Origin of the sequence: Acanthopleuribacter pedis (genome assembly GCF_017377855.1) — a bacterium.
Classification (GTDB): Bacteria; Acidobacteriota; Holophagae; order Acanthopleuribacterales; family Acanthopleuribacteraceae; genus Acanthopleuribacter; species Acanthopleuribacter pedis.
The window spans coordinates 366,686-388,083 of the sequence record NZ_JAFREP010000004.1 but is presented as its reverse complement, the minus strand read 5'-3'; the positions used below and the strand labels follow the sequence as shown (position 1 = coordinate 388,083).

At 57.8% G+C, this 21,398-nt stretch carries 11 protein-coding genes; 5 read left to right on the top strand and 6 right to left on the bottom strand.

What is annotated here, in order from left to right:
* The first annotated feature begins 150 nt into the window (after window positions 1–150).
* The gene (locus J3U88_RS06325) at window positions 151–1,908 is read left to right on the top strand and encodes a hypothetical protein (protein WP_207857654.1); all 1,758 of its coding nucleotides are present in this window, start codon (window positions 151–153) and stop codon (window positions 1,906–1,908) included.
* Window positions 1,909–1,960: 52 nt separating this feature from the next.
* Here J3U88_RS06325 and J3U88_RS06320 read toward each other — a convergent pair whose 3' ends face one another.
* From J3U88_RS06320 to J3U88_RS06305, 4 genes are all read right to left on the bottom strand, one after another.
* Window positions 1,961–3,787, bottom strand: coding sequence for a cytochrome-c peroxidase (locus J3U88_RS06320; RefSeq protein ID WP_207857653.1), 1,827 nt, complete (start codon window positions 3,785–3,787; stop codon window positions 1,961–1,963).
* 802 nt (window positions 3,788–4,589) lie between these two features.
* On the bottom strand, window positions 4,590–5,747 hold the full coding sequence (locus J3U88_RS06315; protein ID WP_207857652.1) for a MupA/Atu3671 family FMN-dependent luciferase-like monooxygenase: 1,158 nt from the start codon (window positions 5,745–5,747) through the stop codon (window positions 4,590–4,592).
* Between the two features lie 12 nt (window positions 5,748–5,759).
* Entirely contained in the window at window positions 5,760–10,274 is a 4,515-nt protein-coding gene (locus tag J3U88_RS06310; protein WP_207857650.1) for a type I polyketide synthase, read from the bottom strand.
* Window positions 10,275–10,436: 162 nt separating this feature from the next.
* Window positions 10,437–13,097 carry a serine/threonine protein kinase gene (locus tag J3U88_RS06305; RefSeq protein WP_207857648.1) on the bottom strand — a complete coding sequence of 887 codons (2,661 nt, stop codon included), beginning with the start codon at window positions 13,095–13,097 and terminating at the stop codon, window positions 10,437–10,439.
* 1,019 nt (window positions 13,098–14,116) lie between these two features.
* On the opposite strand from J3U88_RS06305, the gene J3U88_RS06300 reads away from it, so the two are divergent.
* Together J3U88_RS06300 and J3U88_RS34950 are read left to right on the top strand one after the other, a co-directional pair.
* Window positions 14,117–15,922 carry an EAL domain-containing protein gene (locus J3U88_RS06300; protein WP_207857646.1) on the top strand — a complete coding sequence of 602 codons (1,806 nt, stop codon included), beginning with the start codon at window positions 14,117–14,119 and terminating at the stop codon, window positions 15,920–15,922.
* 5 nt (window positions 15,923–15,927) lie between these two features.
* On the top strand, window positions 15,928–16,890 hold the full coding sequence (locus J3U88_RS34950) for a glycosyltransferase (RefSeq protein WP_207857644.1): 963 nt from the start codon (window positions 15,928–15,930) through the stop codon (window positions 16,888–16,890).
* Between the two features lie 6 nt (window positions 16,891–16,896).
* On the opposite strand, the gene J3U88_RS06290 is transcribed toward J3U88_RS34950, so the two are convergent.
* Window positions 16,897–17,613, bottom strand: coding sequence for a pyridoxamine 5'-phosphate oxidase family protein (locus tag J3U88_RS06290; RefSeq protein ID WP_207857642.1), 717 nt, complete (start codon window positions 17,611–17,613; stop codon window positions 16,897–16,899).
* A 94-nt stretch (window positions 17,614–17,707) separates the two neighbouring features.
* On the opposite strand from J3U88_RS06290, the gene pdxR reads away from it, so the two are divergent.
* Window positions 17,708–19,210, top strand: a complete 1,503-nt coding sequence (gene pdxR / locus J3U88_RS06285) for a MocR-like pyridoxine biosynthesis transcription factor PdxR (protein ID WP_207857640.1) — start codon at window positions 17,708–17,710, stop codon at window positions 19,208–19,210.
* On the opposite strand, the gene J3U88_RS06280 is transcribed toward pdxR, so the two are convergent.
* Complete coding sequence (locus tag J3U88_RS06280) at window positions 19,207–19,605, bottom strand: MarR family winged helix-turn-helix transcriptional regulator (protein WP_207857639.1); 399 nt, start codon at window positions 19,603–19,605, stop codon at window positions 19,207–19,209. The genes pdxR and J3U88_RS06280 overlap by 4 nt on opposite strands.
* A gap of 789 nt (window positions 19,606–20,394) precedes the next feature.
* Between J3U88_RS06280 and J3U88_RS06275 the strand changes: the two genes are divergently transcribed.
* Window positions 20,395–21,387: a heme-binding protein gene (locus J3U88_RS06275; protein ID WP_207857637.1), complete on the top strand. Its 993-nt coding sequence runs from the start codon at window positions 20,395–20,397 to the stop codon at window positions 21,385–21,387.
* Window positions 21,388–21,398: the final 11 nt, after the last annotated feature.

Sequence of the window (21,398 nt, the reverse complement as noted above, 5' to 3'; positions counted from 1 at the left end):
GCCACCTCTTAACCACTATTGGCGCGGCGTCTTTCCCGCCCCCCGCCGGATTACCCGCACCGGTTCGTTTATGGCTCGCCTCTCTCTCTTCGAACCGCCGGCTATGTCTTTTCTCCTTTGGCTTAAACCCATTTCTCAAAGGAGTGTTCCATGAATATCACCGAAGAGGTTCGCCTCTTTGCCCAGGCCTTGCACGAACGAGACCCCGATCTCGGCCGCATGTTCACCCACGGCGACTGGGCCGGCTTGAATCAAAGCGAAAAGCCGGCGGCCGTTCGCCTGCGCCGCATCCTGAAATACAATTTCAAACAAGAATACAATCGATCCATTTTTCGCGAGGTAAGCAGTTCGTCCACCGCGGTATTCAAAAAATTTTTTGTGGACCCGGATGGACACAGTGCCCAAATCAACACCCACTACGCGGACCGGCTTATCCGAGAAAAACGAGGGGCCTTGCTCCTCTGTCAACGCATGATGGTTCCCTGGGATTTGCCCGGCAACAAAAGCAGTCTGGCCACGATGCGCGCCAATATGGCGGGCTTCATCAGCGGCCAACTTTTCCTGCCGGCGGTTAGATACCTCGAAACCGCGGTCCAAATCACCACCAACCTAACCCAATCCGTGGAGCGCGCGGAGGAACGGGTCAACAGTGTCTGGAGCCAAAACTGCGCCAAGATTGACGCGAAAAAAGGTATAGCCCGCGCGCTCGCGGTCGGTGTCGTCAAAACCTTTCTTCCCGCCTTTCTAACCACCCCGATGGCGCAGTTCATCAACACCTATCTGTCCCACTGGGCCGATGTGGCGGGTGCCAATGCGCTGGAGGAACAACCCAGCGCGGCCGTTACCTATGATCAAGCCCAACAGTTCGCCGGCCTACAACCCGGCCAAACCCTCGCCGTCAATTTCTCCAAGGGCCCCAACAAAAGGTTTTACGGCGGCAACTGGAACAAAGACGGTGATGATGCAATTAACGGTGCTACACAATGGTTTATGGAAGGACTGGTCAACGCCGGCAACAACTTCTTCGGCCAATGCAGCGACGGCGCCAAGGATTGGTTGATCAAAAAAATTCAAACGGTGCAAACCCCCAACAAAAACACCGAACTCGGCATTTCTACACTGGTCCAGCGTTTGACCGAGGTGTTATGCGGCATGTCGGATGAGTTCAAGAGGATTCAAGACATCACCAAAAACGACCTTTGGTTGATCCGAAAATTGACCCATTACGCCGTGTTTGAATCGCGCGGCATTTGGCAAGGTGTGTCGGTTCCCCGCGCCGGCGCCCACCTTTTCGATATTCTCAACAATGCACAAGATCAACAGCCGGAACAGTTTCTGCCAAAACTGCCGCACTTGCCCCGCTGGACACAGCAAATGGGCACCATCGTTGAAACCAACTTAACCCGGCTGCTGCTCCGCGAACGCATGGCAAGGAACCATCCGTATTACGTGCAACCCGTGGCCGCGCGGGGCATTCAAATCACCAACCCCACCCAAGTCGACCTAAGCCGGTTTGACACCAAATGCTTGGATCACAAGCACGATATCAATGATGCCTTGATTCAAGCCTTGGTTGCTCTAAACGTGCTCACCATCGACAAAAGCGTCAAACAAGCCGACCGCGACAAGATCATGCATCACAACTTCGCCGAAGGTGAAATGTACTTCGGTAAAAAATGCCGCGCGCACAACACGAAACTGCTGTTCAAGGATTGGGTCTTCAGCCAGGCCGTTGAGGAACAGTATTTGGCAGCCCTGCATACCGGCTTAATGGGGCAACAGCCGCCACCCCGTCCCCCGTTGGTATTCAACGAATCCCGGCAAGCAGGTGCCGCCGGGGTCGTACCCCGTCGGCAACCGGCGATGCACGGCGGGCCCCCGGCCCGTCCCAGCCAATCAGCTTGGTAAAAAAAAGACCGGTGAACGCCGCAAGCGCCACCGGTCTTTTTTCAACCAAAGATCAGTCACAGGCGTTCCAGCGAGGCACGGCGATGGTGAAATCGGCCGTATCGTTGGCGCCGCTCGCGTTCAAATCGCCCTGACACGGCACGGGACAATCGCCGCGGCTGTTCATCAGGGAAACCAAATCGCGAACGTCGCTGTAGCCGTCGCTATCAAGGTCCAAACCGCACCAATCTTCCGAGGCGGGCCGCAACGCTTGGAAACGGATCAGCTTACTGACCGCCACACCGCCACTCGCCACCGGATCACGCACGTACCAACGGCCGTAATAAAAACCCTGGCTGGGCGAGGCGGTGGGCGCGATGGCAACATTGACCGAACCGTAACCCTGACCCGCACCGGAACCCTGCAAGGTGATCTCTTCCACATGGTAAGCGGCGCCGGCTGGGATGGTGCTCGTTACACCGGGATCCTGATTGTCGATGACCAATACGGCGCCGGAACCGCCGAGACCGCCTTTGACACCCACGGTGAAGGCGGTGGTGCCGGCGAGGGGCGGTTCCATGGCAATGGGTTCGGGTGCCAAACCACCGGAGCCGGAACGGCCGCTACCTTCAATCGACGGCACACGGTTTGAGTTCGCATACAGATCCACGGAATCAAAAGGCGCCAAGCCGCCACGCACACGGGGATCGGTCAACGGTCTTTTGAGGAACGCAACCAAGTCGATTTTGTCCTGCTCGGGACGGTTGGGCCGGTCGCGAATGAACAACGGTTTGTTGTCGCCGTCGAAATCGCCGCCTCGGAAGTAAAAATCAACGACTTCGTCCAAGGTGTCGAAGGCGCCGACGTGGAAAAAGGGCGGTCGCAGTTCGACGTTGCGCAACATGGGAATACGGAAAGAACCCAGGTTTTGGGTATCGCCGGATTCGTTAAAACGCCCAAAATCGTCGTTTTGGTCGCGCACGCCGATGAACCGGAAACCGTGCAGCGACATGTGCTCACCGCCGTGGCAAGCATCGCAGGCGGTGGTGTCAAACACGGCCAAGCCACGCAACTCTTGTTCGGTCAGCGCGGTTTCGTCGCCGCGCAGGTAATTGTCGAGCGGGGTCTGGTCCGAGAACAACACCCGTTCGTAGGTGGCAATCGCATAGGCGATGTGAATCGCGCTCACCTCTCGGGTCCCAAAGGCTTCCTCGAAGAGGTCGGGATAGGAACGGCCACCAATCCAGGTGGCAAGGCGAACGGGTACTTTTTGGGCCAGCGCCAAGGGTTTGGCGATGGTGAGTTCGGCCTCAATTTCATCCCAAGTCCGGCCGAGAAAACCCATTTCCACCTCATTCACGGGTGGTCCAAGTACCTGGCTTTCAAGGGCCGCGCCGGCGGCGATCAAGACGCGGTTGGTATCGGGATCACGGAAACGACCACTGGCACGGCCGTCCCAAAACAAGCTGCCAGGGTAACCGGCGTCGATGGTGGGCGGGGTTTTGCGGCTGGTTACCTGAACGTCGAAACCAAAGTAATCAACCGTATCCAGGGAACCGTCGTCGCCGTGGGCGGCAACACCGGCGGAACCGACAATGTCGTCGGCGGAACCGTATTCACCATCGGGCCCGGGGTGGACCAAACGATTTTGTGGGTCCAGCACACGGGGATCGGAACCGCCGGCGGTGGGGAGGTGGCAGGTGCCGCAAGCGACCGTTCCGGTCGACGAAAGTTGCTCATCCCAAAACAACACCTTGCCTAGGAACGCCTTGGCCGGGGTGACCGGGTTTTCAGCGGGCGCGACGGGTGGGTTTAAGGGCGCGGGTGGATCAAATTGTTGTGCGGGAAACAGGATGGTGAACCCACAAAAGAAAAACAGACAGACGCTAGCACGGGCCATGAAAACACTCCAATCGAAAAATCTGTCCTTCGATGGTTCTTCGGAGTGTCGTTAAATGAATTAAAAGAAATCAAACTTCAACCAGAGTAGTTAACCACAGCAGGACCCGCCTTCGCGGTGACTCCTATCAAGAAAACAAACACGGGTCCAAACCGCGCTTTTTCGAGCCGATTGGGGGGCGAATGAGAGAACCCCGGCGCCAAAGCCGGGGTTTCTTATTTAAGGTTCGGGGTCGCCTGGGGAAATAATCGGCCGACAATGATCGTTTTCATCTCGGCTGTAGAGAAGGAACTCGTTGCCGCGATCATCCTCGCCCTCAATAAACGCAACTGCGCTGGGCCCAGCAGTCGAAGCCCGGCCCCAAAAGGCTACGGGCGCGGGTGTGATTGGCGTCCTTACCACCACGCTCATCGCGCTTGTAGACATATTGGCCGTTTACACTAACGCGAACAACAAGTGAGCCTTCGCCACTATAGGGGCTTTGGTAGCGGATGGGAGGTCGTGCGGTGGAAGTGAGATTTTCGCGCGCATCAAATACTGGCCGGTCCAATTCTCTGTTGGCCGATCCAGCCCCTTTCCGAATGGTTGGCCAAGGTCAAGCGCATCTTGTTGGGGGGCGGATCTCGCAACCGCTCCCACAAGCCAAAAGGAGGGGGGCACCCCGTCACCCTTCACGGCAACCAACCCGCCGCAAGCGGAACCGGACCCGCACACCAAAAAAGCAAGCCTGGGAAAAGCACTTCGAACCGCCTTTCCCGCGGAAGACCTCCCCGAATAAGCAAAAACCAAGACGCGGGATGGGTTATACCGCGGCGGGCTGGACCTTTTTCCCGGCGCGCGTTGCAAACCGTGAACGCACCGCGTTTAACGCTTCCAAACCCGCGAGCACCCTGGTGTCGTCGAGGCCGAAATCGAGCAGGCACGCGATTTCATTGACGCCGGCGGCGTGCATGCGGCGCACCATGGCGGCGCAATCGGCGCGGGTTCCCAGGAGCGCGCGGTCGCGGAAGTAACGCTCGAACGCAAATTCGAGCAGGGTTTCCTCGTCGTGGTCGGCCTCGCCAAAGGCACCCATGGCGCGGAACTGGTCGAGGTATTGCGCCAAGTAACGCTTCATCGGCGCCCGCACGAGCTGACGCACCGCCTCGCGATCCTCGCCAACGTAGGTGTGCAGCATCAAGGAAACGACACCGGTGCGCGGGTCGTGCCCGTTTTTCGCGCGCGCCTCACGGTACAAGGCGACGCGTTCCGCCAACTGATTCGGTTCGAGCGCGATCAGGGCGGTTAAGATGTTGGCCCCGACGGCGCCGGCACGTTCCCAGGTAGTTGGCGATGTGGCGGTAATCCACACGGGTAATTCGGCTTGACGCGGGCGCGGCAGGGTGGCCACCCGCGTGGTTTCGCCGTCGACGCCCGGCAGTGAGACGGTTTCCCCGGCCCACAAGCGGCGAACCAAGGCGATGTTGCGAAACATGGCGGCGTTGCGGTCGTGGAATTGGTCCGGGTTAATGACGTAGTCGTCCCGGTGCCAGCCGGTCGCGAACGAGACCGCGGCCCGACCGCCGGAGAGGTTGTCGATCACGGACCAGTCCTCGGCAACACGGACCGGGTGGTGCAACGGCAAGACGAGGCTGCCGGCGCGCAGTTGCAGGTTTTGGGTCACCATCGCCAGCGCGGCGGCGAGGACGGTGGGGTTCGGGTACAAGCCGCCAAAGTCACCAAAATGGCGTTCCGGCGTCCAAATCGCTGAAAAACCATGGGCATCGCCGAAACGCGCGGTTTCCATCAGCAAATCGTAGGGGGTTTTGCCGGCATCGCGCCCGTCGGCGGCGAAGAAAAACAGCGAAAAATCCATTTGAACCGAATCGGCATGGGTTTCTTGATTTTTCGCTTCCAGTTTGGCCGACAAACGGCGCTGTTGCTCCGGCGACAATCGGCGCAGGCGTTCTTGTAAATCCATGATCGTTACCTCTTAAACGTCTTCAACCTCGGCCAGCATCGCCTCAATTTCTTCGGGAGATAACCCTTCGATTTGATCCAGCAAGGAGGCGGTCAAGGCGGCGTCTTCCACCTGAAGGCTGTCACCGGTCACGATTTTGGCCATGGCGGCGATGGTTGGGTTGGCAAACAACAACTCCAGGCTGATGGTCATTGAAAAGACCTTGCTCATGCCGGCGAGTAAATCGACAGCAAGCAGTGAATGGCCGCCGAGTTCGAAGAAATCGTCGTGGATGCCGATGGGTTGGATCGCAAACGCGGTTTCCCAAAGTTCGACGAGCAATCGCTGCACATCGTCGCCGGCCGGGAGATAACCGGTGGTCAGGTCGGGACGAGATCCGCTCGAAACCGGGCCGGCTTGTTGTTTGAAGTAGGTGGTGGTGAAGACGCGGCGCTGAGCCAAGACCGCGGGGTAATCGCGGGTACAGACTATGGTTTCGGGCCAATCGGTACCGAGCACACGCTGCAAGACGGTCAAGCGATCGGCCGAATCCAAGCCGAAGCGCGCCTGCTTTTCAGCGAGCTGTCCGCCAAGCCCGGGCTCGGCCCCCTGTTCGTGTTCATCGGCGGCCCGCCCCCAGGAAATAACCTGACAGCGACGTGCGATTTCCGGGGACACACCGCGCAACGCAGCATGAAGCCAAGCGTAGGCCGCGGCGAGTTCGGACTGGCCGATGCCGCCGGCGTCGTCGGCGTTGGTGGTGAACACCACCAAGTGTTCCAAGTCGCGAAAGGCATGGGTGACCGCGAGTAATTCGGTTCCTTTTTCGCGAAGCACGGGTGCCATATCGCCCGCGGATTTGGCAAGCACCAGACCGGCGCGAGCCGGACGGTCGAGGAGGAACACGCCGTCGAGACGTCCCTGCTCAGCACGCACGGCATGGGCGAGCTGGGCCAGGGCGCCGTGGTCGCTGGTATCGGCGGTGTGCACGCGGAGGTCGGGGCCGAGCGCGTCAAGCTGGGTGATCACCGCCGAGGTCCAATCGTCGGCGCCCTGTTCTTGTTGCCAAGTAGGCCATTCATCGCGTGACGGAAGGAAGGCGCGATCAACAAGAATGGGGAGGGCACCTTCATCCTGGAGCAGGCGGTAAAGATCGTAACCAAAGGATTGGAAACCGTTGAGGATGAGGTACACGCCGCCCCTGGTTACGCCGGCGGGTACGGGCGCGGGCACGCGGGTGATGTCGCGATGCCAGTGAAGGCCGTGGGCGGCAACGGTGGTTTCATCACGCCAATCGCCGTGGAAGCGGCCGAGCACATCGCCCACGGCGGTTGCTTCCTGTTGATCCCCAATATCGAGGCAGCAGGTTTTGAGGAATTCACATTCGAGCGGCAGCACGGACAGTGCACCTTCCAAGGTAGCTTGCCAGGCCGCCCCCGGCCGCGCGCCGTCACCCACCGAATGCATGCCGCGGGTGACCACCGTTAGCCGGGTTTCCGCCGCATGCGCCTCGGCCAAAGCTTGGGCCAGATGCACCAGATTCGCGTAACCTACCGCCACGGCGGGCGCAACCGCATCGGGATGCGTGACCGGCGCTTGGGCAAGCGACCAACCGTGGATGATGTGGGTCGGCAGCCGGTCCATGCGGGCCAGGTGCCGAATCAAGGCGGTGGTATCCTCGCCGCGACACGGATCGATGGTGAAGTGGTCCGGCGACATTTCGGCAAAAGCGCCGCCCCGCACGGCGGTAATCACGCGGAAACCCCCATCAGCCAGCGCTTGCCGGATGTTTTGCAGCAACAAACCGTCGTCCATCAGGAGCAGCCACACGGCCCCCGGCGATTGCACCGCGAGTTGGGCGGCGTCGGCGCGTTGGTTGACGATTTGACGCCAAACCGGACGGTAAAACCAATGCTCCGGTGGTTGCCGGGTTTCCAGCAGGGCACGCGCGGACGCCGCATCAACCGCCTCGGCCTCCACCCAAAACCGCCGCCGTTGGAACGGGTAGGCGGGCAGGGTGACTTTGCGGGCGGGCGCATGGGCGAACCAGGCGGACCAAGTTACGCCAACGCCCGCCGTCCAAAGCGCACCCAGTGCCTCGGCAAATGCGCGCGGTCCCGGTTGTTTGGGCGGCGCGGTAGCGTAGGCGGGCCGGTCGAGATTGCGCTGGATCAGACGGGTGAGGGTGTGGCCCGGTCCAATCTCCAGAAAAATCGTGTCGTCCAGGGACGCGGCGGCAACCGCGGCGTCGTGGAACCGAACGGGTTCGGTGATTTGCCGCGCCCAATAGGCGGGGTCGGTCGTCGCGTCCCCCCTCAGCCAAGAACCGGTCACGGTGGAGGCAAAAGGAAGCGTCGGCGCTTTGGCAAAAATCCGGCCGGTATGGCTCTCAAGCGCGGCCCGGACCGGCAGCATCATCGGTGAATGAAAGGCGTGGGTGGTGGTGATCGGGATCGGGTTGATTTGGGCGGCGCGGGCACGTTCCGTCAGCTCGGCGATTGCCGCCTCGGCGCCTGAAAACACGCATAAGTTGGGCCCGTTAATTGCCGCCAGGGAAATCGAATCATCCATCCAGTGGGTGGCCTCGGCCGCCGGAATCGGCAACGCGATCATCGCGCCACCGGGTAAGGCCTCCGTTGCCAGGGCGCGGGTCGCCACCAACAAGGCGGCATCCTCAAGGGAAAGCATTCCCGCAACCACCGCCGCGGCGAACTCGCCCAAGCTGTGCCCGAGCACGGCGGCGGGTTGAACACCCATCGCCCGCCACAGGGACGCACCGGCGTAACCCAAGACGAAGAGTGCCGGCTGGTAACGACACGGCCGTACCAAGTCAGGTTCCACATGGAACATCTCCGCGGCAAGGTCAAAACCGAGGTGGGGTGTTAAGGCGTCACAGGCGGCGTCCGCGGCGGCGCGAAAGACCGGCTGCTCACGATAGAGCGCGGCCCCCCAATCGCCGCCGGCCACACCTTGACCGGTAAAACAAAACACCACCTTGGCGGTTTCGGTCACGGTCGCCGCGGTCGGTGGTTCGTTCTGCAGCCGGCGCAAGGCACGCACGGCATCGTCGCGATCCTCGGCGGCCACCCAGGCGCGCATCGCAAACGCCTTGCGCGCACCGGTCAGCGAAACGGCCGCCTCGGCCAAACTCGGGGCCGCATCCCCGGCCAACGCGTCGGCGAGGTTGCCGGCGTGCCGCGCCAAGGCCGCCGATGACTGAGCCGAAAGGGTGAGCAGGTGCGCGGCGCGCGGCACCTCGGCGACGGGATGATTCCCCGCCGGCGCCGGCGCCAGTAGCACGTGGCAATTGGTGCCGCCGATGCCGAAGGAGCTAACCCCCGCAAAAGGCAAGGCGGCGGGCCATGGGCGCAGCGCGGTGTTGACGTAAAATGGAGAACCTTCCAGGCCGAGTTTGGGATTGGGTGTTTTGAAATGGAGCGTCGGTACCAGGGTGTTGTGCCACCGGCAGAGCACGGTTTTAATCAGGCCCGCGATACCGGAAGCGGCGCCCGCGTGGCCGATGTTGCTTTTCACCGCGCCCAAGGCACATTGACCGCTGGGCAACGGCCCGAACGCTTGCCGCAGGGCCTCGATTTCGATGGGGTCGCCCAAGCGGGTACCGGTCCCATGGGTTTCAACGCTCCCGATCTGTGCAGGGTCAAGGTCCGCCACGGCAAGGGCTTCTTCGATCACATCCCGCTGACCCGCCACGCTGGGTGCGGTAAAACCCACCTTGCGCGCGCCGTCGTTGTTGACCGCGGTTGCGGTAATCACGGCCAACACACGGTCGCCGTCCTGTACCGCATCTTCCAAACGTTTTAACAGCACCAAACCGACCCCGCTGCCTGGCACGGTCCCGCTTGCTTCAGCGTCGAAACCGCGGCAGAAACCGTCGGCGGCGTAAATATCATCCTCACGGTAGGCATAACCACCCGCTTCCAGATAAGGAATCGCGCTCCCACCGGCAAGCGCCGTGTCACACTCGCGGCTCAGCAAGCTTTGGCAGGCGAAATGGACGGCAACCAAGGACCCGGAACAGGCGGTTTGAACGGGAACACTCGGCCCGCGCAAGTTAAGTAAATAGGATAGGCGCGGTGCTGAATAATCTTTTTCATTGCCAATTTCGAGCTGCAACATGCCGGCCGATTCACGTACGGCGGCATTCTGCCACAGGCGTTGCGCGTAGGCACCGCCGCCGACCGCGGTAAACACCCCGGTCGCGGCACCTACCTGATCGGGGTCCAAGCCCGCATGGTCGAAGGTGTGTAAGGCCGTTTCCAAAAGCAGCCGTTGCTGCGGGTCCATCAGCAAGGCGTCGCGCGCGCTCATGGAGAAGGCGTCGGCATCGAACGATTCGATATCGTCGAGAATGCCCCGCGCCGGAACGAAGTTGTCACGCGCGGGTTCTTCCGGGAAAAAAGTAATGCCGTTTTCCGCGGCGCACAAATTGCGCCAAAAGGTTTCGAGATCGGGGGCGCCGGGAAATCGGCAAGCCATCCCAATGACGGCAATGCCGCCCTCGACATCGCAAGCGGGCTCATGGCTCATGGATCAGCTCCAAAGAGAAAAGGTGAGAAATGCGGGCTATAGAAAAAGCGCCCCATTATAACAGGACGCACGCGGGAGAAAACCAAGGCACTCCGGAAATTTAAAACCTGAGCGTTCGGCGTTTCCCGGAGAATATGGCGTTTGTTTGGCGGCAAAACCTGCCTAAACAGCCTTGGCGGAGTTATCCGGGTTTCCTCTCAAGATTTTGACCGCGCGTTCTTCCTCGGCGGTTTCGGCGCCCAATTGGCGCAACTCACCCAGGTAGTATTCGCAACCTTCTAAGGCATGGTTCTGGAAGGCACGCAAAAACTCGCAGCGGAATTGATCGATCATTTTGCTTTTCAGTTTTTCCTGGAGATCCAAGTCGGCTTCGCTATTTTTCCGTTGGCGCAGGGAAGCCCGTAACTTGGCCAACAGCCTGGTTTCCTCGCGAACCTCGGCCCCAAATTCCTTGAGCACCCGCAGGTAGTGGTCACATTGGTCCACGTCGTTCTTGTCCAAACCCGTCGCGAATTTAACCCGAGCCTGTTCAATCATTTTTTGGTGTAACTCGGCCTCCGCTTGAAGCCGGCTTTCCAATTTCCGCAAAGCCTGCTTTTCGTTGCGGGTATTCACATCCAGGGACACCAATTCTTTGAAGTAGTAACGCGCCGAATCCAGGTTCTTGGCGGTCACCGCTTTTTTGAAATCCTGGCGAAGATGGGCCGCCATGTTGCGCTTGAGTTTGAGCGCCTCGGCCTCTTGGAACCGCTGCCGCAACAACTTGACCGCTTGTTCCTCCGCGCTGTTGTCGCCGGCGTACTGACGCAACTCGCGCAGCGCCTTCTCGGCATCCGTTAGGTTCTGCTCGGTAAGCGCCTGGGCCAATCGCTCGCGGACGCGGTGTTTGATGGATTCGCGAAGCTGCTGCTCTTCTTTGTCACGAACCTGCTGCAGCAACACTTCGAGCGCCTTGGTCTCGCTTGCCACGGGCTGCCCCAATTGTTGCAACTCCTGGATGTGCTGCTTGCAGGCGCGAACATTTTCGCGGCTCAACGCGGTCACGAACAACTTTTTGATTTCACCGGCGCGCTGCTGCTTGACTTGGCCGGCCTGCTCTGCCCGGAGCTCCTCTTCCAAAGCCTGTAAGTCGCGCACTTCCTTGGTGACATTGACCTGGAGATCGTTTTCCAATTCGTAAATAAGCCGTCGGCAGGTTTCGACGTCGGCTTTTTTGAGGGCGTTGAAAAAACCCAGCCGTGCTTGGTGGATCCGCACCCGCACCTGTTCTTCCTGACTTTTGATGGCTTTTTCCAGGGCCGCCAGCGCCTTGGTTTCCTCGGTCACATCGGCTTGCAATTGCTTCAGCGTTTCCAAGTGACGCGCCGCCGCTTCCGTTTTTCGGTTGTCCATGGCGGTTTTAAACAGCTTACGTGCCTGTTCTGTTTTCTGGCGGGCCAAACTGCGTGCCTGCTCGACCTCCTGCAATCGGGCTTCCAACGATTTCAGCGCACGCTCTTCTTTGTCCACGGAAGCGCCCAGCTTGCGCAACTCCTCGAGGCAAAAACGGGTCGACGCAAGATTCGCTGCCTTGTAGGCAATCAAAAACTCTTGGCGCGCTTTATTGATGTGGCGGTCTAGGTTGGCTTCTCGGGTCTTAACTTCTTTTTGTTCAATCTCTTGGCGGAGTTTATGGTAGTGGCGGCTTTCCTCGGTAATATCGACACCCAGGTCGGTGAGTTCCTTGAGGCAATAACGCACGGAAGACAAATTGCCGGTGTGGAACGCCTGGGAAAATTGCTCGCGCGCCTGGCGAACCTTGCGCTCCTCCGCGTTTTCCGCCTGGGCGAGCGGGGAGGGGTTGCTGTCGGACAACTTCGGTCGCGGCTTAGCGGGGGATGCCTTGGGATCAGCTTTTTTGGGTGCGGCCTTTTTGTTTTTGGCGGGTGCACGCTTTTTCTTTTTACCCTTCGGCTCACCCAACAGCTTGAGCATGTCGAGCGATTTGATCGGTCCGAGCAGATCGGAAAGGTCCTCCGCGAATTCCCCCGCGCTTTGGTAACGAGAATCCAGGTCCTTGGCGAAAACACGCGCAAAAACCTCGGTCACAGCGGGAATGTCAAGGATGTCGCGGTAAGGATCAAACGCGAGTTTGGGCGGCTCGTTGGCGATTTGGTAAAGAATGGCGTGCAGACTGTCGGCGTCGAACGGAAGCTTACCGGTCAGCAGTTCGTACATGACGGTACCGAACGAATAAACATCGGAGCGATGGTCAATCCGACCGGAAATGATTTGTTCGGGACTGGAATAGCTGGGTGTCCCAAGGAATAACCCGGTTTGGGTGAGCTTGGAATCCTGCAGTTTGGCGAGCCCGAAATCGACAATTTTGGCGCGGCGCTTGTGGTTGATGAGGATGTTGCCGGGTTTGATGTCGCGGTGGATGATGCCCTCTTCATGGGCGTAATCCAGACCGTCGGCAATTTGGTGCAGCAGCTTGTTGAGAATTTTGCCCAAATCCTGCAAATGATGCCGCACGAAGGCGTCAAGCGGCATCCCTTTGATGTATTCCATGACCAGGAACGGCTTATCGATCTCAATGCCGACATCAAAAACCGAGACAATGTTGGGATGATTAAGGCGCGCGTAAACCTTGGATTCTTGAAAAAAACGCTCTTTAAAATCATTGAGTTGGTCGTCTTCGCCACCACCTAAGTTCTTCATGGTTTTAATGGCGACATGTCGTTCCAAGTGAGGGTCAAAGCCACGATACACGCTACCCATGGCGCCTTCGCCGAGAATATCTTTAATGATATAGCGTGAAAATCGTTTTTCTTCTGAAGTCATGGCGCTGAGGAAGCTCCCATTGGATTGGATTCAATGAATAAAGCTATGGTTTTAAATGGGGTGCGTGGGATTGGTATCAATCAATTATTCGGACATCTCATCAATGGTGACAAACGAGTTGGGGGTAACGTTACATTGTACCTAGGAAGACTTTAAATGAGAAGTAAGAGTGTCGACAGGCCCGGAGAAAGGAAAACCCACCGCGATCTGCGACGCGGAGGGGACTTGCCAAAAGCGGTGTCGGCCCCCGCTTCAACCCGGTGTGTCGCCAAATCCTTGACACCCACTGCACCGTTTTCCGACTCGCAAAGGCGTGGTTCAGCCTAAAAGGGGTCATCAATTAAGTGAAGATGATCCACCAAAAGTTTTGCTCCAGCTAAGAAAAGGTCGTAAAAAGGGGGCGAACCCGGTCGCCGACAGCACCGAAATAGCGCATTTCTTCAGGCGAGGGGCAAAGGGTAACGGTGGCCGATTCCCCGAACTGAAAGGCCTGAAAATAGGTTGCTTACCGCGAAGACCGCGCACGGAAAAAAAATACACGGAACAGGCCGCCTCAGGCACCCAAAGCCCAGAATCCCATATACTTAACGCGCTTTGTCCCGCCCAAACCGAAACCAGGTTTTTCCCCTTGCCGGGCGCCTGAAGCAACGGCGGCAACTCATGTTCCTCGTCAGCAGGCCGATGGAGAGGATACCGGGAAAAAACCGGCCGCGCAGGGTCGTTTATCCCGGATCCATGGCGGTTGCTATCCCAGGTAGACTCAATGCTTGATAAAAATTTGGGGGCCCTGCTATGATGTTTTGTACGTCCCACAGCAGTACAGCTTCGAGCTTGGTAACGCGCAGATGGTTTTCTCTAAAGGGCTTATGCTCAAAGAGATGCTTTTTGTGCCTCGTGTAAGGTGTTTTTGAATGGGCTGGGTCAACCGCCGGATCCTCATCGTCGACGACAATGCGGACATCCACAAAGATTTCCGGAAAATTCTCGGTTCTTCACAGAAGAAATCGAGGCGTTCGCATTTGGACGCCATTGAACAACAACTGTTCGCCGACGAACAGGACGAATCTGACGAAGCACCCAAGACCGATTACAACCATCCCGGTATCTACGACGTCGAATACGAAATCGATTCGGCCTACCAGGGCGAAGACGCGGTGACTATGGTTGCCGAGGCCAACGCACAAGCGCGCCCCTACGCGCTCATTTTTATGGACGTGCGCATGCCGCCGGGCATCGACGGCATCGAAACCATTTATCGTATTTGGGCCGAAAACCCCAATGTCGAGGTGGTCATCTGTACCGCCTACTCCGATTACAGCTTCGAAGAGATTCTCCAAAAGCTGGGCACCACCGACCGACTGCTCTTCCTCAACAAACCCTTCGACAGCATCGTGGTCAAACAAATGGCCCTGTCGCTAACGCGCAAATGGACCCTGCACGAGGAAGCACGCCAACACGTACGCCGGCTCAAAACCGAAATCGACCAACGTCGCGAATCGGAAACCCGCCTCAACCACATGATCAATCACGACGATTTGACCGGACTCGCCAACCGCAACCAGCTCCAAATCGAGCTGGCCAAGGCGATTGAAGAAGCGCGGCGCCAAAACACGCGTTTCGCCTTGTTTTTTGTCGACCTCGACCGGTTTAAGGAAGTCAACGACACCCTCGGCTACCAAAACGGCGACAAACTACTCGCCAAAGTCGCCTCGCGCCTGCAAGCCACCTTCGGGGAAATCGGCACCGTGTTTCGCCAGGGTGGCGATGAGTTCGCCATTTTGCTGCCGCGCATTACCTCCATGGCGCAAACCTCCAAAATCGCCCACCATCTGCAACGCGTGTTCGAGCCCCACTTTGATTTGGGCGATCTCAGCATTGAAATCCATCCCAGCATCGGCATCGTGATTTACCCCGACCACGGCTGCAACATGGACATGTTGATGCGCCACGCCGACATGACGCTGATTAGCGCCAAAAGCACCGAGCAGGGTTTCCGCTTTTACCGCGACAACATGAACCTGTTCACCCCGCAACGCCTGCTGCTCCTTAGCGAATTACGTCGCGCGATCTCCTCGGACGAGCTCATGCTGTACTTCCAGCCCAAGATCAACCTGGTGGACGGCTGCGTGGAAGGCGTCGAGGCGCTCACGCGCTGGCCCCACCCCAGCCACGGCTTTATTCCGCCAAGCGAATTCATCCCGCTCGCCGAACGTTGCGGCATCATTCGCCACCTCACCGCTTGGGTCCTCAAAGAAGTCCCTCGCCAATGGCGCCTGTGGAACGATCAGGGCATCGACTTAGCCGTTTCGATTAACCTCACCGCCCAAGACGTGCTCGACCCGCAACTGCCCAGTAAGGTCCGCGACGTCTTGACCGAATACCAAATGCCCCCCTCGCGGCTGGGTTTCGAGGTCTCGGAACGCGGCGTGATGGAGGACCCGGCCCAAGCCATTCAAAGCCTGCTCACCATTTCCCAAATGGGCATCTCCATTTCCATCGACAACTTCGGCACGGGTTACTCATCCCTGGCCTACCTCAAAACCATGCCGGTCAGCCAAATCAAAATCGACCAATCCTTCGTCGAGGAAATGGGCCACAACCTCAACGACATCGCCATCGTTCGGTCCATGATCGACCTCGGCCACAACCTCGGCCTCAAGGTCATGGCCGAAGGCGTCAGCTCCCGAGAATCCTACAACATGCTCAAAGAGTTTGGCTGCGACGCCATGCAGGGTGCTTACGTCAACCATCCCGTTCCCGCGGGTGAACTGTTATTGTGGCTGGAATCGTCGGAGTGGATGGTTGCAACCACGGCCGCCGAGTAAAACCCGTGACACCACCCCGCATCATTTCGTTTTGCGCCCACCAGCCCTACCTTTTCCAGTTTAAAGCGCTCGATTGGCAGCTCGACTTGGTGGAAATCAGCGGTCATCAGCGTTTTCTACAGAACTGGTCCGATTCCGTGCGTCCTCTGCCGGAGGGCTGGCGATTGATCTCGTGGGATGAAGGCAAGGCCGGCCTGGAAGCCGGTGCCTACCAACTGGCGATTGCCCACAACATCAGTGATTTCATTGATTTCCTTCCTTACCCGGTCAAGCGCATCCTCGTCATGCACACCAGCCTTCACAGCCGTTTCACCGAGGATGAATCCGACATGACCCCCGACCAGTACCGCATGCAATTCGCCGAGCTGGTTTTTCGTGGGCAAGGCGAGATGGTGTTTATTTCGGAACACAAAATGGTGGATTGGAACCTGCGTGGGCACCTCATCAAAACCTACGTGGACCTGGATGACTACCAGGACTGGCGCGGGGAAAACGCCGCGGTCTTACGGGTTGCCAATCACCTGGTCGAACGGGGTGAAATCCTCGATTACCCCGCCCACCAAACCCTCACCGAGGGTTTCCCGGCGACCCTAATCGGACACAATCCCTCGCTACCCGAGGCCCGCACCGCCGCGTCCTGGGACGACCTGCGCCAAGCCTATCGCGATCATCGCGTGTACCTCCACACGGCCAAGGTCGGTCTGGAGGACGGGTTTAATTTCGCCATGCTCGAGGCCATGGCGACCGGGATGCCGGTGGTCGCCACCGCGCACCCCAGTTCACCCATCCAAGACGGCGTCAACGGTTTCATCAGCGCGGACTTGGGTCTGTTGCGGGAACGCATCAAGCTGTTGCTTGACAATCCCGAGCTCGCCCGGGAAATGGGCAAAATGGCGCGGCGCACGGTAAAAACCCTGTTCCCCAAACAACGCTACATCATGGCTTGGCAATCGCTGTTGCCTCAATAACCCGGGTTAGTGAGCCGACTCGGTCCCGACGGCGTCGCGCTGGTAGTTGCGCGTGTACGCCGGCGGGGCGCTGACCAACGAATCCTCGGCCGTAACGGGTTCACCCGCGGTGAGCTTGAGGGGAATGGTGCCGGCCCAGACATCCAAACCCATATCGGCGCTATCGTCCTTGGGTTCGCCGCGACGAATTTTCGCCGAAACCTCGAGCAGATCAAATTCAATCAAACGGGTTGCTTTTAACTCGGTTGGGTTGGCGGGGCGCACGTCGGCCCCACGTCCGGGAATCACGTGTTCCACAAAACGCGCCAGCACATTCTCTTTTTTGGCGGGATCCTCAACCGAGCGACCACACCCAAAGATCACCACGGAACGGTAATTCATGGAATGGTGAAAGGCGGAACGGGCCAACACCAAACCATCCACCAGGGCCACGGAAATGCAGGCCGGAATGCCACTTGCCAGATGCTGCATCAAGCGGCTTTTGGACGCGCCGTGCAGGTAGAGGTGGTTGTCGATGCGCCAGTGAATGGTGGGAATGAGCGCCGGTGCCTCATTCCAGGTAAAGGCAACATGGCACAGCAGGGCCTCGTCGAGAATTTGGTAGACGGTTTCTTTGTCGTAAACCGCCCGTTGCGGCGCGCGTTTGATGCGGGTTTTGTCGGTGACCGAAAAGGCCTCGGTTTGCGATTTTTCGCTCTGACTAAAAGGTAGTTGGTTGTTCATAATCTCCCCATGTAAAGCAGATATGCTTGATCCTACCGACAAATTGGATCTAAAGTTAGATCCACTTCCGTTATTTGATTGGAACCAATTTGCCATGAAAAACAAGCGCCTCCCCATCGCCGAGCTACACGATTTTGATTTGGATTCAGGCCTCGATAAACCCCTGTACCTGCAACTCGCCGACGCCATTCGCACGCGTATTTTAAGTGGCCGGTTCCCCGCACATTGCCATCTTCCGCCGACGCGGACCATGGCGGGCATGCTGGCGCTGGGCCGCAACACGGTCAACAATGCTTACGAAGTCTTGCGTTCCGAGGGACTTCTAGAAGCTCGTCAGGGTTCGGGTTTTTATGTGAGCGCCAACTTGGACCCTATTTTGGTACCCAGCGGCAAAAGGGCGACGAGCACAGAGCCGACCCCGATGAAAGCGTCCCCCAAGGTCTTGGACATCGACCAGCGCCCCACGCCGCGTGAAATAAAACCCTTCACACCGGGTATTCCCGATCTTGACGCCTTCCCCCTCGATTTATGGGCCAGGCTGTCGGCCAAGCAGTGGCGCCAGGCCAGCCGAGCGATGTTAACCTATGCAAGTCCAACCGGTTACCAGCCGTTACGCGAGGCAATCGCCGCCTACCTCAAAGCCTGCCGCGGAGTCGTTTGCGACCCGGATCAGGTGTTGGTGGTCAGTGGTTCCCAGCAGGGACTGGATTTGACCTGCCGGCTCCTGTTGGCGCCTTACGACGCGGTCTGGGTGGAAAACCCTTGTTACCAAGGTTTTCTGGGGACCCTTCGTCAATGCCAAGCCCATGTGATTCCCGTCGAGTTAGACGGCGAAGGTTTGGATGTGCGGGCAGGCCAACGGATTCACGGCAACCCCAAGTTGGTTTTTGTCACCCCGGCACACCAATACCCAACCGGCACCGAAATGACGATGCCGCGACGGCTTGAGTTACTGAACTTTGCCCAAAAAAGCGGTTCTTGGATTTTGGAAGACGACTACGACAGTGAGTTTCGCTACGACGGACCGCCTTTGGCCGCCATTCAGGGATTGGCACCGGAAAGCCGCGTGATTTACACCGGCACCTTTAGCAAAGTCCTTTTCCCCGCGCTACGCATTGGCTACTTGGTGGTTCCCAAAAGATTGGTGGGCGCGCTCAGCGAGTTACGCTACTTGGTCGACAACTCATCGCCGACGATCAACCAGGCGGTTTTGGCCGATTTCATCGATCAAGGTCATTTTGCCTCGCACCTGCGTCGCATGCGCCAGCGCTACCGCGCGCGTCGCGATCAGGTTTGCGAGTGGCTGAGGCATAACCAAGCGCACCATTTCGAAACCGGACCGCATTCCGGTGGGATGCATGTCACCTTGTTTGCCAAGGTTCCTTTTGACGATACGGCCTTCGCGGAGACGGCGGTTCATTGCAACTTGGAAATCCGACCGCTGTCGCCTTATTACCGCGGCAAACGAAAAAGTTCGGGTTTGGTGCTGGGTTTCGCCGGCTTCGACGAAACCCGCATCAAGCAGGCACTGGGCCGTCTGGACCAGTGCCTGAATCATTACTTTGCGACGCCCCAAGCCTCCTACATGGTGCGTTAACGGCGACATTCGCCGAGACAGGCACGGAAAAGTTCAATGTCGTCCATGCCGCGTTGGTTAATGGGTAGCGACATGAGTGTATCGCGCAAAACCCCTTGGGTATCGTCCAATAAGGTACGACCGCCGGTGGTTAACACGGCGCGGCTTTGTCGGGCGTCCCGACCTCCTTTTTCGGTGGTGACATAGCCTAGTTTTTCGAGGGGTTTAAGCGCACGGGTTACGGCGGAAGGGGTGAGCCCGACCGCGCGGGCCAGATCGATCCGGGGCGCACCGCCGGAATAGACATTGGCCAAAGCGCGCAAAATTCGGTACTCGCTAAAGCTGATCCCACGAGCAAGCGAAAGGGCGTTGTCCAAATCGCGCTGCAAGGCGTGGGCGGTTTCGAGGAATTGCAAAACAGTTGCTTCGGTGTGGTTTGAAAGTTCTTGATGTGACATGCGTGCATGTTACTTGATCACTCACGCATCGCGCAAGCTTTTTCTCCTGCCCCTTTCAATAAATCCAATCGAAGCGCGCTCGACCCAACCCATACACGCATTGCCCACAAGGCTTCAGCTTCTCGCGACGAATCCTCGTGAGAATTCCACCTAAGAAGCGCGATAACTCGCGGTGATTTTGGCTAAACCTCTGGGCTGCAACGGTCTGTGAAAATGCCCACCGCACCCAATGGGTGCGCTTCCGCTTTTCCCAAACCATTTCGCTCCAGATCTTTAGCCAAAATCCCTCGCTCTTATCGCGCTTCTTAGGTTCCAGGCTAAACGCGAGACGAAACAAACAAAAGATAACCACAAAACAAAAAAACACTATTAACATACACATAATCGTCACAACCCTTCTATCACTAATAAAAACCACCAAACTCAGACACTTACCACAACCAAAACAACATCCTCTTGGCATCATTTTTCCATTGATGTACATTGTAAGCAATCACGGCTCCAACCCCTTAAATCCGCCCATCCCCACGTCAAGGTTATTTCGCCTGTTCACCCGCCTGGGTCCCGAACACATAAACCTTTCACGTTTATAGCCATTATTTCCAGCGGTTTCAGGAACCCCTCAGCCGTTAAAACAAATTTAATACCCGTTCTTGAACCAATTCCGCGATGAATCTTGCTTTGTTTTATGAGTGCAAGATTCTGTCTTTTTTTGCACCAACAGCCCCTAAGCGAGGAGCATTTAAAATGGTTGCTAAAGATTTTGAAAAATTAAAGAATAAAAACCGTTCTATTGTAGATCCTAAAGGTCACACACCGGAGGGCTTGGGTCCCCTCGAAGATTTGGTCGGTGTTTGGAATAACGAGGAACTGCCCGGTCGCGGCTGGAACATGATCGCCCTCCCGTTCCACGCCCCACCCAAGGACAAATTCCCTTTTAATTACCGTCTGCTGCTGAACCAGTACAACGAACAGCTTGTCTTTTCCACGGTTGACGGCCCCATCCCCAACCGCGGCATCAAACCATTGCCCCCACAAACGCCCAAGGCCAACAATGATCAGTTTTTGATGGCCTTGAGCTACGAACAAAATATTAAACAAATCGCCGCCGCCGATTTCCCCGACAGCGGTCTTGCCGGTCCCAAAAACCTGGATATCCACCACGAGCCCGGTTTGTTTCTTCGCATCTTGAACGAAGAAACCAACGAACTGGACATCTGCCGCCTGGCCACGATCCCCCACGGTGATTCGGTGTTGGCGATGGGTCGTTCCAGTGAGGAAAAAGGCAAACCGACCATTCCGGTTACCAGTGGTTTGCCTACCGGCGTCAACGACGACTTCGAACGCAATCCCTACCTGGAACCCTACAAACACTTTCACAACAACCTCTTCGAGGGGTTGTTCGACCCCACGGCGCCTCAGGCTCTACTGGACGCGGCCAACCAAGGTGTGGACATCATTGAATCAACGGTATTGACCTTCGATTCCACCCTCGAAACCGGGGGCATCAAAAACATCCCCTTCGTCGTCCGCCAAGCAAACGCGGCCTCGATGAAATCCACTTTCTGGATTCAAAAGGTGAAAGACGGCGACACAATCAAGCTGCGCCTGCAATACCTGCAAGTGGTGATGCTGGACTTCTTCGGTCGTCGCGACGGTCTGCCCGGCCTGATCGGCTGGCCGCACGTCTCCATCAACACCATGACCAAGTTAACCAACGTCCATTCCGACCGCTTTTAGGCAAACCCGGT